Consider the following 13,648-nt stretch of genomic DNA (forward strand, 5'->3'; position numbering starts at 1 on the left):
TGGAGTTGACTAAAATTTCAGTCAATGCCATGGTGGACCCATGCCGCCGAACAGCCAGAACACCGCACCAGATCCACCTTGGCGGATGCCGGCCGAGTGGGTTCCGCACGCTCGCACGCACCTGTCCTGGCCCGCGCACACCTCGCTGTACCGGACGGACCTGCCCGCCGTCCGCGCGGCGGTGGCCCGGCTCGCCCGAGCCATCGCCGAGTACGAACCGGTGACCCTGCTGGCCCGGCCCGAACAACAGACCGCGGCCCGGCAGGCGGTCGGCGGCGCGGTCGAGGTGCTGCCGATCCCGGTGGACGACCTGTGGACGCGCGACCACGGGCCGACCTTCGTCCGCCGTCCCGGCGAGGTGGCCGGGGTCGACTTCGGCTTCAACGGCTGGGGCGACAAGCAGCGGCCGCACGAGGACGACCACCAGGTGCCCCGGCGGCTGCTCGGCCACCTGGGCCTGCCCCGGCACGCCGCGCCGATCGTGGCCGAGGGCGGCTCGCTGGAGGTCGACGGCGAGGGCACCCTGCTGGCCACCGCAAGCTCGCTGATCAACGACAACCGCAACCCTGGTCGCGGAAAGGAGGAGATCGAGGCCGTGCTCGGCGCGCTCCTGGGTGTCCGCAAGGTCATCTGGCTGGCCGGGCTCCGCGGGGGTGACATCACCGACTGCCACGTGGACGGCCTGGCCCGGTTCACCGCGCCCGGTGTCGTCCTGCTCAACCGGCCTGCCGCCGGATCATCGCCGGATGAGTGGACGGCGGTCTGCGACGAGGCCCGGAAGTCCCTCCAAGCCGCCACGGACGCCCAGGGCCGGGCGATCGAGGTGATCGAGCTGCCGGAGCCGGAGCGCGCCCGGATCCGCGGCTCAGGGGACTTCCTGGCCACCTATCTCAACTACTACGTGGCCAACGGCGCGGTGTTCGCGCCGCGGTTCGGCGACCGGCGAGCCGACGACCACGCCCGCGGCCTGCTGGCCGAGCTGCACCCCGGCCGGACGGTGGTCCAACTCGATATCGACCCCATCGCCTACTACGGCGGTGGCATCCACTGCGCGACCCAACAGGAGCCGACCATGACAATGTGACCTTGTGAGCGAAGCCCCAGACCGACGGCAGGCCCTGCTGGAGGCGACCTGCCGGATGATCTCCCGCACCGGCGTCCGCGGCCTCCGGGTCGAGGAGGTGGCGCAGCAGGCCGGCGCGTCCACCGCGTTGATCTACTACTACTTCAAGAGCAGGAGTGGCCTGCTGGCGGCGACCATGCGGTTCGTCGACGAGCGTGCCGAGGAGTACACCCACTCGCGCCGTGGCACCGGGTTCGACCGGCTGCTGGACAACCTGCAGCGTGAGTTCCAGGACAAGCGCCGGGTGCGGGAGAACTCCGCGGTATGGGGTGAGCTGCGCGCCGCCGCGGTGTTCGACAAGGGACTGCGGACCATCGTGGGCAATGCCAACCTCCGGTGGAACAACGCCGTCACCGAGCTGATCGAGCAGGGCCGGGAGGACGGCAGCATCCGGGCCAAGGTCGATCCGGCGGCGATGGCGGTCCGATTCACCGCGCTCGTGGAAGGACTCAGCTCACGCTGGCTGGCCAAGTTGATCAGCACCGAGGAGGCGCATTCGGCGGTACTGGCCGCGGTGTCCGCCGAGTGTCGGCCGCGACAGCTGCACGCGGTCCAGCCGGAGCCGACTGCTCCGACCGTGTGACGTGTGGATCACCTGCCTGGCAGCCGTGACCTGGGGTTCCCAGGGGCGGCTGAGAGGGTGGTGGCGATGCGTGGTCCGGTCTGGGCGGAGCGATCAAGCAGATGGTCCGTCGGAGTGGGGTTAACGGACTGGAACATCATTCTGAACGGTGTTCAGTCACCCTTGGCTACTACCCCGAGCGGATGACGTCTGAGACACCACGGTCTCGACTCCGGCGACCGGGTAGTCTAGGCGTCGCACGGATCGTATTCTCAAAGTGACGCCCCACGCGGGGCGCCCGCCGGGTCCGGCGGAACCGCTGAAGCCCGGCGCCCGCTACAAGCTGTGCCGGAGGAGGAGCCATGCCACTCTCCGAGCACGAGCAGCGACTGCTCGACCAAATCGAGCGCGCGCTCTACGCCGAGGACCCCAAGTTCGCCTCCACCGTGCGCGGCGCTCGGTTGCGAAGGCCATCTCGACGGCGACGCCTACAGGGGCTTGCGGTGTTCGTGGTGGGCCTGTTGCTGCTCGTTGTTGGTGTGATCTTGCCCGTGTTGCGACCGGCCGAAATCCCGGTGCTGAGCGTCGTCGGCTTCCTGCTGATGTTCGTCGGCGCCGTGTGGGGCCTGTCCGCCACGAACAAGACAGACCCGGCCGCCGAGGAAGGTGGATCGCCACAACAGCGCTCCGCCACTCCTAGACGGAGCTCGTTCTCCCAGCGGATGGAAGAACGTTTCCGCCGCCGTTTCGACGACGGTGATCAACACTGATCGCAGCCGCAGCCACAAGATAGTCCGACCACCCAGCGGGGTGTCGCCTCCCAGCAGCCAGGGAGCCGACACCCCGTTGAGTCATGCCCATGGGCGGGTGGACCCTGAGTTGGGCAGGACCCTGACCTGGGTCGGGCCCTGAACTGGGGCAGGCACTGAGCACCGGCGCGCGTCGGTGCTCAGGGGCGGCCCTCGCCAGGGCCGACGTTTCGGCGTGCGCTCGCCACGGGGCCGGGCGTGCGGGTCGTCGCGGCGTGGGTGATGTGCGGGAGACTCGGTGTGCAGGATGGGGGCGAGCGCTCAGCTGCGGCGCGGTTGGGGTAGAAGCCAACCTGTCTGCCGGGGCCAAGCCGGAGTCGGGATGGCTGGTCCAAGGGCGAGCCGGGGCCCGGGGTGGCTCGCCAACGGCAAGTCGGTGCAGAGGGTTTGTCTCAGGGGCAAGCCGGCAGCGTTGGGCGACCTCTGCGAGCGCGTGGCACCCCACCGCCAGGGCAGGGGGCCGGCGAGTCACGGGGCTGGGTGGGGCCAGGGGTCGGTGGGGTTGAGGTGTTGCCAGATGTTGTGGGCTCGGCGGGCCAGGTCGGGGCGGGTGGCGGTCAGGGTCAGCCAGGTTTCGGGGTCTAGGTCGGCCAGTAGGTAAGTGTCGGTGGTGGGGGCTCGTTCCAGGAGGGTGATCAGGGCTTCCGCGGCGAGGGGGGTGGGGTCGTTCTGCAGGGCGTCGGTGATCAGCCTGGTGAGGGGTTCGGTCAGGGCCGGGGTGGGGGGTTCGGGGCGGGTCAGCAGGGTCAGGGCGTGGCGGAGGGTTCGGGTCTCCAGTGCCGAGGCTCGGGTGGGGAGGCGGAACAGGTGCTGGGTCAGATCGGCGAGTAGGGCGGTGGCCAGGGTGGTGGGGGACTGGTCGTCGGAGGTCATCAGGGTGAGGGCCAGGTCGAGGAGGGCCAGGCGGTCCGGGGCTGCGGGGTCTTGTGGGCGGGTTTCGGTGATCTGGATGAAGCGTTCGTATTGGGCGGCGTGGTCGGTGGTGGGCTCGCGGTAGGGCAGGGTCAGCAGGTCCAGCAGGGCGCGGGGGAGGGTGGGCAGGATCTCGCCGTCCGCGACGGGGTGCAGCGCGTAGTCGCGGGCCAGGTGGTCGAAGAGGGGTTCCAGCACGTGCAGGTGGATGTCCTCGTTGCCGCAGAGGAAATGCAGCAGGCGGCGTTGAGCGCGAGGGGTCTGGTTGGCGTACTGGAGGCCGCTGAGAGTGGGCGACAGCTCGGTCGCCGGGCGGCGGGTTGACCAGTTGAGGTCCAGGGGTGGCGGGGTGAAGGAGCCGTCGTCTAGGCGGAGTTCCAGGTCTCGGCGGGTGCCGCGCCAGGTTCGGGTCAGGGCCAGGGTTTCGACCAGGCCGGTCCAGTCGTCGGTGCCGAGTTGGGAGCGCCACAGCAGGGCGTCGGCACGCCATTGCAGGATCACGCCGGGCTGATCGTCCTCGGTGCCGTACAGCTCGCTGGCGCGCAGCTCCCTGGCGGTGATGACGGTGAGCAGGAGCAGGTTGGCGCGGTAGGCGGCGTGCTGGGCGGGGACCGTGGTGGGCCGAGGCCGGTAGTCGGCGTGACTGCGGGTGGGGTGGGCTTCGGGGGCCGCGCGGTACAGGCGGATCAGCAGCGCGGTCAGGCCGGTGCGGGTGTCCGGGGTGGCGGCCTCGGCGAGTTCGGTGAGGAAGGTGAGGATGGGGCGGCGACTGCTCAGCGGGGTGTGCGCGAGCAGGGCATGTGGGAAACCGTCGTTGAGCGGGATGACGGCGAGGGGGTTGGCGGCCGCGGCGGCGGCTATCGCGTGCAGGCCGTGCAGGGCCTGCCAGGTGAGGCGGGCGACCAGGTATTCGCCGAAGGTGGCGTGCAGGAACTCGTAGGTGCGCAGTCGGTGGTCGTCGCGCTGGGCTTCGGCGCGGTGGATGAAGAAGAACCGGCCCAGCGTGGTCTCGGCCGGACCGAGCGGGGTGCGCACGCCGGTGAGCGGGTTGCCGCGGGCGCCGAGCAGGGCGGCCAGGTCCGCGTCCAGGTCCGGCTCGGTGATCCACTGCTGGCCGCGGTTGAACATGCCGTAGGCGACCACCGACAGCCGCCGGAGTTCCTCCTCGACCGCGGCCGCCAGGTCCGGATCGGCCAGGCCGTCGCGGGTTTTGCCGACCTCGCGCCGGGCGAAGCGGCGCAGCAGGCGTTCGTACAGCTCGCTTTCCCGGAGCTGGGTGTCGCTGAGGTCGCCGCCGTCGGCGTCGTAGATGGCCAGCATCAGCAGCAGCAACGGCTGGGCGGCCAGGGCCGGGTAGCGCAACGCGGTCGCCGCGGTGAGCCGGAACCGGGAGCCGGGGTTGCTGGCCTGCCAGTGCGCCAGCCAGCGGGTCACCCGGGGTTCGTCGAAGGGCTCCAGTCGCAGGGCCACGCAGCCGTCGGGGATGCGGGCCCGGTCGGCGACCGAAGTGCGGGTGGTGACTACGACCGCGACCGGGCGGCCCTGGTCGGCTTCGCGTTGCTGGAACGCGCGGACCCGCTCCAGGTAGTCGCTCTGGCTGACGCCGGTGGTCTGCAGCAGTTCGTCGAACCCGTCCAGCAGCACCACCGGCAGCGCGTCACCGGCGGAGTTCGCCAGCTCCGGCCAGTCCAGCCGGTACCCGGTGCCGAGCCGGATTGCCTGCTCGATCTGGGTCTGCACGTCGACCTCGGTGGCCACCTCTCGCAGCGGCACCCGCACCGGCAGGAAGTCCGTCGCGGGCAGCCGGGCCGCGAGCACCTGGGTCAGCACCGACTTGCCGGATCCGGGTTGCCCGAGCACCAGCAACGGCAGCGTCACCGCCTGCGGCGAGGTGAGGTATCCGGTCAGGAAGTCCTGGATGTCTTGCCGCGGCGGCACTTCCTCCCACCACGCCTCCTGACTCGGCGTGTCGCCCTGGTGGATTTCCCTTACCCGGCCCAGCGGATCGATGTAGGCATCGCCGAGGGTGGGGATCCGGAAGTCGGCAGGCAACTCGGCGGGCTCGACGAGCGTCCGGTCCAGCCGGGCCAGGTAGCCACGGGCCAGTTCGGTCCGGCGGGCGTCCGGTTCGCGGCCGGTGGCCAGTGCGGCCAGGTGGGTTTCCAGCTGGGAGAGTCCGGCGCGGAGGAGTTCCTGGGTGCCCTGGTGTTCGGTGAGGTTGGCCCAGAAACCGAGTTCCGGGCATTCCACGGCCAGCTGCCGGAACAGTTCCTGGTACCGCGCGAGTGCCCGGGGCACCAGTGCCTTGCCCACCTGCGCGGTGAACCGGTCGCGGGTGGTCTCGTTCCACCGGTCCCACACCGCGAGTCCGGAGACGAACTGGATCAGGTCGATGGCCTGTTGGTGGTAGTGCAGGAAGAGTGTGTCGAGGTTGTCGCGGTAGGGACGCTGCGGGGTCGGCAACGGGACCCCGCTGGTCAACAGTTTGTGGATCAGTTCGGCCGTCTTGGTTCGGCTGTCCTGGACGTCGTGCGGATCCGGCCCGAACGGCAGTGCCTCGAACGCCTCGAAGAAGGCCAGGGTCACGATGACCGCGTGCGCGGCCTCCAGGCGCTGGGTGCGGTCGAAGCGGCGTAACCCGCGGACCCGGTCGGAGAGGCCGTTGACCAGATCATGGCCGTGTTTCACCAGATCCGCCTTGGCGTCGAACCAGCCGAGCACCTCCTCCACCGCGGGCGCGGTGCCGAGCATGGCCGCGCCGGTGATCCGGTCCAGCCAGGTGACGGCCTTGCTTTCCTTGCCGCCCAACAGACGGACGGCGTCGGCGTAGCTCAGGGTGCGCGGCACGGGTCAGCCTTCCGAACGGAGGTCGTCGAGGATGCGGGTACAGCGCCGGTGGATCGGGTTGCTGCTGCTGAGTTGTTTCCGCCAGGCGCGGGCGAGCAGTTCCTCCAGCGCGGCGGCGTCGAGGTCGGTGTCGGCCGCCAGCCGCTCCAGCACGAGGGTGAGGTACTGCTCTTGCTCGTTGGCGGGCATCAGCTTGCCGCCGACACCGGTCAGGAAGTCGAGTGCGTGGTGGTAGCGCGCGATCCGCTCTGGCAGGGTGATCCGGTGCGCGGACAGCGTCCACAGGTCCACGATCCGGCGGGCAGGTGAGGACTCGATGACGCCGCCGGCGCACGGGAAGTTGTTGAGCACCGAGCCGAACCGGTGCAGCAGGGGTTCCGTGGCGTGCAGCAGGGCGAATTCCATGCCGAGCAGGTTGTTCCGGCGCTGGATGTGCCGCGGGTCCTGGTCGCCGAAGCCGTAGACCGTGCCGTGGTCCTTGTCGTCGCCGAAGGCGATCCGGAGATCGATCGTCGGCGGTGGATCATCCGCCCGGATCAGGCGCGCCCAGGCGATCGGCCCCGTAGTGGACTGGCGCACGGCGACCGTGACGGTGTCCAGGATGCTCAGCCAGCCCGCGCCGCCGAGCTGGGAGTGCCAGAGGCGGGCCTCCCGGTACCAGCGGCCGTGCAGGCTGACCGGCACCTCCTCGTCGACGATCACGTTGAGCAGCAACAGGTTCACACTGTAGGCCGCGTGCCGGGCGGTGACCTGGCGTGGATCGGGCTGGTAGGCCGCGTGCCGGCGTTGCGGCCGTTCCCGGTGGGCGGCCTCGAACAGGCGGGTCAGCAGAGCCGAGGTCGCCTGCCTGGTCGGATCGTCCAGGCGGCTCGCCAGTTCGGACAGGAAGCTGATCACCGGTTTGCGGGAGCTGAGGGGTTCGAAGGAGATCAGGGCGTGCAGCAGGTCGTCGTTGACCTCGGCGGTGGAGTACGGGTCGTCGGAGATGGCGTTTTCCTGGGCCACCAGGCCTTGCAGGACTTTCCAGGTGAAGCGGGCGACCAGGTATTCGCCGAAGGTGGCGTGCAGGAATTCGTAGGTGCGCAGGCGGCGGTCGTCGCGGCTGGCTTCGGCGCGGTGGATGAAGAAAAAGCGGCCCAAGGTCTGTTCGGCCTCGGTCAGGTCGGCCTGGAGGCTTTGCGGGGCAACGGTTCTGCGCGGTGGGCCGGGCAGGGCGGCGAGGTCGGATTCCAGGTCTGCTTCGGCTATCCACTGGGTGCCGCGGTTGAACATGCCGTAGGCGACCACGGACAGGCGGCGTAGTTCCTCTTCGATCGAGCGGCGGATTTCCTTGTCGGGCAGTGAGTTCTGGGTTTTCACGACTTCGCGGCGGGCGAAGCGGAGCAGCAGGCGTTCGTAGAGTTCGCTCTGACTCAGGCCGGCCTCGGCGGTGAGCGCGCCGCCCTCGGAGTGGTACAGGGCCAGCATCAGCAACAGCAGGGGCTGGGTGGCGAGGTCGGGGTGGTGCAGGGCGACTTCGGCGGGCAGGGCGGTGAAACCGGGGCCCGCGTTGGCGGTGTTCCAGGTGTCCAGCCAGGTGCTGACCCTGGGTTCGTCGAAGGGTTCCAGGCGCAGCGCCACGCAGCCGTCGGGGACGCGGGCGCGGTCGGCGACCGAGGTGCGGGTGGTGACCAGCACCGCGACCGGCCGGCCGGTGTCGGACTCGCGTTCCTGGAACTCCTGGACCTTCTCCAGGTAGTTGCTCTGGCTGACGCCGGTGGCCTGCAACAACTCGTCGAAGCCGTCGAGCAGGACCACCGGCAGCGCGTCCCCGGCGGAACGGGAAAACGTGGGCCAGGACAGGGAATCACCGGTGTCGGCGCGGATGGCCTGTTCGATCTGGGACTGGATGTCGCTCTCCGCGGCGACATCGCGCAGCGGCACCCGGACCGGCAGGAAGTCGGTGGCGGGCAGGCGGGCGGCCAGCACCGAGGTGAGCATGGACTTGCCCGAACCCGGCTGGCCGAGCACCAGCAGCGGGAGCTGGGTGGCGACCGGGTTGGTGAGGTAGCCGGTGAGGAAGTCGTGGATGTCGGTGCGGTCCGGGAGTTTCCGCCACTCGGACTCGTGCGCGGGCGAGCGGCCCTCGGCGGCCATCGCCCGGAAAACCGGGTCCACGTAAGCCTTCTCCAGCGCCGGGATGCGCAGGTGCGCGGGCAGGTCGCCGCCGATGAGCACCGGGCGGGACAGCCTGGCCTGGTAGCGGCGGGTCAGTTCGGCGCGGCGGTCATCGGGGAGGCGGCCGGTGGCGATCTCGTCCAGTCGCCGCGACAGCGCGGCCAGGCCGGTGCTGATGGCGCCGCGGGTGGCCTGGTGGTCGATCAGGTTGGCCCAGCAGGCCAGTTCGGGGCAGTCGGTGGCGAGCTGGCGGAACTGGGCCTCGTAGTGGCGGATCGCGTTATCCGGCACCACCTTCCGCAGGGCCGTGGTGACCCGGCCGCGTTCGGTCTCGTTCCAGGTGTCCCAGACCGCCAGCGCGGGCAGTTCCTCGCTCAGCTCGGCGGCGCGATCGCGGTAGTGCCTGCGCAGGGTCGCCAGGTTGTCCTCGTAGGGGTGCTCCGGGCTGGGCAGCGGCAACGGCGTGGTCAGCAGGTGCCCGACCAGCGTGCCGAACCGGCCGGCCGGGCGGTCGCCCGCGGGCAGCGGCAGGTCGGCGCAGGCGGTGAGGAAGGCGGTGGTGACGATGATCGCGTGCGCGGCTTCCAGGCGCTGGGTGCGGTCGAAGCGGTGCAGGCCGCGCAGCCGTTCGGACAGGCCGTTGACCAGGTCGTGGCCGTGGCGGATCAGGTCGGACTTGGCGTCGAACCAGCCCAGCACCTCCGCCGAACCGGGCGCCGCGGCCAGCATGGCGGTGCTCGCGACGCGGTCCAGCCAGGCCACGGCCGGGCTCTGGCCGTCGCCGAGCAGGCGGACCGCGTCGCGGTAGTTCAGGATTCTCCGCACGCCTCACGTTATCCAGAGTGCGCGGGCGGTCACTGCCAGCGGAACAATTTCGTTGCACCGAACATGGCCGCGGCCGCGAAGCCGGCCGCCACCAGCAGGTGCAAAGGATTGGGCCAGCTGCCGGACCAGGCCGCCTGCATGGCCTGGGTGCCCGCGCCGAGCGGGCTGAACTCGCCGATCCGGCGGACCAGCTCCGGCATCAGCGGACCCGGCGTCCACAGCCCGGCCAGGAACATCAGCGGGAAGAACGCCACCGTGCCGATGCCCTGCGCCGACTTGGTGGTCGGCGCGAGCGCGGCGATCAGCAGGCCGATGCCGAACACCGCCAGCGTGGCCAGCAGGAAGGACAGCAGGAAGGCGACCGGGTTGCCGGGCAGCGGGACATCCGCGACGACCGTGCCCAGTCCGATCAGCAGCACCAGGGACACCGTCACCATCAGCAGGTGCACCAGCAGCTGCGCGGTCAGCAGCCGGACCGGCGGCGCCGGGGTAGTGGCCAGGCGACGCAGCACACCCAGTTCGCGGTAGTTGGCCAGGCTGCCGGAGAGCAGGCTCAGGCCGATCATGGCCACCGACATCGAGATCAGCGTGGGCAGGTAGAACTCGACGATCCGGGCGCCGCCGTAGGCCGCCTGTGGTTCGCGGAAGAACGGGATCGAGCCGAACACGATCAGCAGGATCGGGCCCAGCCCGAGGCTGAGCACAACGGCGGCCGGGTCACGCAGGAACAGGCGCAGTTCGGTGGTGCTCAAGCGGGTCAGGGCGGTCATCGGCCGGTTCCGTTCTGCTCGTCGGTGAGGGCGGCGCCGGTCAGCGCCAGGAAGGCATCGTCCAAAGTGGACCGTTCGATGCTCAGGTCGAGTGGGCTGAGCTGGTGTGCGGACAGGGTGGTGACCACCGCGTTGAGCAGATTTCCCTTGCCGGACACGGTGATCCCGTCGTGCCGGGTGGTCAGCGCGGACACCTCCGGCAGTGCCCGCAGTGCTTGCTCCGGGAGGGTGCCGTCGAGCCGGAAGGTCAGTCGTTGCTCACTGTCCACAGTGGACACAAGTCCGGCTGGGCTGTCCACCGCGAGCACCCGGCCGGCCTCGATCACCGCGAGCCGGTCGCAGAGCCGTTCCGCCTCGGCCATGAAGTGGGTGACCAGCAGGATGGTGACGCCGCGGTCGCGGACCTGCTCGATCAGCCGCCAGGTGTCCCGGCGGGCCTGCGGGTCCAGGCCGGTGGTCAGCTCGTCCAGCACCGCGACCTCCGGGTTGCCGATCAGCGCCAGCGCGATGGACAGCCGCTGTTTCTGGCCGCCGGAGAGCTTCTTGAACGGGGTGCGGCGGTGCGCGGTCAGGCCCAGGGTGTCCAGCAGCGCGGCCGGATCCGCAGGCGCGGGGTAGAAGGAGGCGTACAGCTCGACCGCCTCACCGACCCGGAGTTTGTCCGGCAGCGCCGCTTCTTGGAGCTGCACGCCGACCCGCTCGCGCAGCTTCGCGCCGTCCCGGGCCGGGTCCAGGCCCAGCACGCGCAGCCGGCCGCCGTCCGGGGTCCGCAACCCGGTCAGGCACTCCACCGTGGTGGTCTTGCCCGCGCCGTTGCGGCCCAGGATCCCGAAGATCTCCCCACGTTCGACGTGGAAGGACACCTCCTCGACCGCGACCCTCTCGCCGTACCGCTTGTGCAGGTTCGCGACCTCGATGACCGGCATCTCCGGTAGCTCCCTCCAGGTTGGTGTTGCTGACTGGGGGAACGTTAGGAAGTCGCTGACCTGCGGAGAATCCGTCTGGGTCCCCAGCGGGGGTTGTGCTAGCCCCACCCCCGACACGGTGTCTGGGCGGAGCGCGCGCGGCAGGCGGACTCGGTCAGACTGGGCCGGTCGAAGGAGGTGCGCGGATGGGCCGCGAGTACGTCACCGCACTCGGCCGCGCGCTCCGGCTGCTCGGGCTCGCGGTGGCGGGGCTGGCGGTGCTGCTGTTCGGGCTGCTGTGTTTCCTGCCCGCGATGGCCGGGCTGATCTTCTACTACGGCTGGGGGCTGCGGAACTGCCGCCCGTTCCTCAACCGGGTGCGGGCCGTGGTGAGCCAGTGGTCCGGGACGGAGATCGTGCCGCCGTACCGGCCGCGGCCGCCGCTGCCCGAACGCGACGCCGATGGGCTCTACCGGTTGGGTGACAGCCTCTACCGGTCCCGGCGCCGGCTGGTCTTCCAGCACAACCTGGCCTGGGTGTCCGACGATCCGGCCACCTGGCGGGACCTGCGCTGGCTGCTGGTCAACCCGGTGCTCGCCTTGCTCACCGCGCTGGCCACGGTGCTCGCGGGGCCTCGTGCACTCCGGGTATACAGCCGGTGGACCGCGCATATGCTCGGTGTGCACCAGCCGTCCGGCGAGAACCGGTTCCTGCAGTGGCTGTTCCGCGGCTGGGAGGTGTCCTGGCGCGGGTTCCTGCTCGGCCTGCTCGCGCTGGCCGGACTGCCGATCCTGGTGGCCAACCTGCTCGGCTTCCTCCTCTACCACGTGCTCGGGATGTGGCAGTTCTGGTGGCCGCCGCTGGTGGAGTACACCCGGCAGTTCACCGACCTGCACCGCCGGTTGCTGCGCGAGTGGGCCGGGATCGAGGTGCCGGACCCGTACCTGCCGGTGCCGCTGCCGCCCCGGCCGGAGCCCGACGGCAAGTACCGCTACGGCAACCAGCTCTTCAGCACCGCCGGGCCGGTGCGGCGGATGCGTCGTTACGTCTGGGTGATGACCGACCGGGCCGCCTGGCGGGACCTGTTGTGGTTGCTGGCCAACACCATCGTGGCCCCGGTGCTGGTGCTGCTGCCGCCACTGGCCGCCATGGCCGGGCTGCTGTTGGGGGCGTGGCTGCCGCTGGTGATCTCGCCGGTGCTGTCGCTGTTCTTCGACCGGGACATGCTGCCCACGATGTACCAGTGGATGCCGCTGGACCCGGTGCCGACCACGCTGTTCCGCACGCTCGGGCCGCTGATCGGCCTGCCACTCGCGGTATGCGTGGTGTATTCCGCGCCGGCCCTGCTCACCGGTTACGGCCGGTGGTGCGCGCTGCTGCTCGCGCCGACCAAGGCGGCGCTGCTGGCCCAGCGGGTGCGCAGGCTGACCGAGAGCCGAACCGAGGCGGTGCACGGCCAGGCCGCCGAACTGCGCCGGATCGAACGCGATCTGCACGACGGCGCGCAGGCCAGGCTGGTCGCCCTCGGCCTGTCCCTGGGCACGGCCAAGGCGCTGGTGGACACCGATCCGGCGCGAGCCAAGGAGATGCTGGACCAGGCACTGGCCTCCTCCTCGGCCGCGCTGACCGAACTGCGCGATCTGGTGGCAGGCATCCACCCGCCAGTGCTGGCCGAACGCGGCCTGGCCGACGCCGTCCACGCGGTCGCGCTGGATGCCGCGCTGCCGGTGCGGCTGGAGGGATCGCTGCCCGGCCGGTTCGAGCCGCCGGTGGAGTCCGCCGCCTACTTCGCGGTGTGCGAGCTGATGACCAACGCGATCCGGCACGCGGGCGCGGATACCGTCGTCGTACATCTTGCATACAGCGCGGATACCTTGCGTATCAGCGTGGTGGACAACGGGTGTGGCGGCGCGGACCCGGCCGGTGGCAGCGGGTTGCGGGGCATCCGGCGGCGGCTGGGAGCATTTGACGGTCAGCTCATCCTGGACAGCCCGCCGGGCGGTCCCACGACGGTCAGCCTGGAGATCCCGTGCGCGTTGTCCTCGCCGAGGACCTCTACCTCCTCCGAGACGGCCTGACCCACCTGCTCACCGCACACGGTTTCCAGGTGGTCGCCGCGGTGGAGACCGGCCCCGAACTGCGCGCCGCGCTGACCGAGCACCGCCCGGACGTGGCCGTGGTCGACGTCCGGCTGCCGCCCACCCAGACCGACGAGGGCCTGCAGGTCGCCCTGGCCGCCCGCACCGAGACGCCGGGCCTGCCGATCCTGGTGCTCTCCCAGCACGTGCAACAGCTCTACGCCAGGGAACTGCTGGCTGACGGCACCGGCGCGATCGGCTACCTGCTCAAGGACCGGGTGTTCAACGCCGAGCAGTTCGTGGACGCCCTGCGCCGGGTCGCCGCCGGCGGCACCGTGATGGACCCGGAGGTCATCGCGAAGTTGCTGGACAGCTCGCCACGCCGCTCCGGCGTGGACCGGCTGACCCCGCGCGAACGCGAGGTGCTGGAGCTGATGGCGGAGGGCCGCTCCAACGCCGCCATCGCCCAGCGCCTGTTCGTCAGCGAGGGCGCGGTCGGCAAACACACCGCGAGCATCTTCGGCAAGCTCGACCTGGCCCCGTCAGACGACGACAACCGCCGGGTGCTGGCCGTGCTCGCCTACCTGCACGGCACGACCGGCGCCTGACCCCGTCCCACAACGGCCAACACCCTGTCCCACAACGGCCAACACTCGGTAC

Annotated in this window: 9 protein-coding genes; 5 read left to right on the forward strand and 4 right to left on the reverse strand. The window is 70.6% G+C overall.

What is annotated here, in order from left to right:
• The first annotated feature begins 40 nt into the window (after positions 1-40).
• The 3 genes from MZC64_RS35690 (at position 41) to MZC64_RS35700 (ending at position 2,455) form a co-directional block, all read left to right on the forward strand.
• Positions 41-1,084, forward strand: a complete 1,044-nt coding sequence (locus MZC64_RS35690; RefSeq protein WP_247760379.1) for an agmatine/peptidylarginine deiminase — start codon at positions 41-43, stop codon at positions 1,082-1,084.
• A 4-nt stretch (positions 1,085-1,088) separates the two neighbouring features.
• Positions 1,089-1,706, forward strand: a complete 618-nt coding sequence (locus MZC64_RS35695; RefSeq protein WP_247760378.1) for a TetR/AcrR family transcriptional regulator — start codon at positions 1,089-1,091, stop codon at positions 1,704-1,706.
• Between the two features lie 341 nt (positions 1,707-2,047).
• Positions 2,048-2,455: a DUF3040 domain-containing protein gene (locus MZC64_RS35700; RefSeq protein WP_185008604.1), complete on the forward strand. Its 408-nt coding sequence runs from the start codon at positions 2,048-2,050 to the stop codon at positions 2,453-2,455.
• Between the two features lie 507 nt (positions 2,456-2,962).
• On the opposite strand, the gene MZC64_RS35705 is transcribed toward MZC64_RS35700, so the two are convergent.
• The 4 genes from MZC64_RS35705 to MZC64_RS35720 are packed head-to-tail and all read right to left on the reverse strand — an operon-like array spanning position 2,963 to position 10,931.
• Complete coding sequence (locus tag MZC64_RS35705) at positions 2,963-6,253, reverse strand: NACHT domain-containing NTPase (RefSeq protein WP_247760926.1); 3,291 nt, start codon at positions 6,251-6,253, stop codon at positions 2,963-2,965.
• A 3-nt stretch (positions 6,254-6,256) separates the two neighbouring features.
• On the reverse strand, positions 6,257-9,235 hold the full coding sequence (locus MZC64_RS35710) for an NACHT domain-containing NTPase (protein WP_247760377.1): 2,979 nt from the start codon (positions 9,233-9,235) through the stop codon (positions 6,257-6,259).
• Positions 9,236-9,264: 29 nt separating this feature from the next.
• Positions 9,265-10,005, reverse strand: coding sequence for an ABC transporter permease (locus MZC64_RS35715; protein WP_247760376.1), 741 nt, complete (start codon positions 10,003-10,005; stop codon positions 9,265-9,267).
• Positions 10,002-10,931 (reverse strand): ABC transporter ATP-binding protein, encoded by a 930-nt coding sequence (locus MZC64_RS35720; RefSeq protein WP_247760375.1) that lies wholly within the window; start codon positions 10,929-10,931, stop codon positions 10,002-10,004. The genes MZC64_RS35715 and MZC64_RS35720 overlap by 4 nt, the downstream gene beginning before the upstream one ends.
• 185 nt (positions 10,932-11,116) lie before the next feature.
• Here MZC64_RS35720 and MZC64_RS35725 point away from each other — a divergent pair, with 185 nt between their 5' ends.
• Both MZC64_RS35725 and MZC64_RS35730 read left to right on the forward strand, forming a co-directional pair.
• Positions 11,117-12,988, forward strand: coding sequence for a sensor histidine kinase (locus MZC64_RS35725; protein ID WP_247760374.1), 1,872 nt, complete (start codon positions 11,117-11,119; stop codon positions 12,986-12,988).
• Positions 12,940-13,596: a response regulator transcription factor gene (locus MZC64_RS35730; RefSeq protein WP_247760373.1), complete on the forward strand. Its 657-nt coding sequence runs from the start codon at positions 12,940-12,942 to the stop codon at positions 13,594-13,596. Before MZC64_RS35725 ends, MZC64_RS35730 begins: the two co-directional genes overlap by 49 nt.
• The last annotated feature ends 52 nt before the right edge of the window (positions 13,597-13,648 follow it).

It is taken from the genome of Crossiella sp. S99.2, assembly GCF_023094165.1.
Taxonomy (GTDB): Bacteria; Actinomycetota; Actinomycetes; order Mycobacteriales; family Pseudonocardiaceae; genus Crossiella.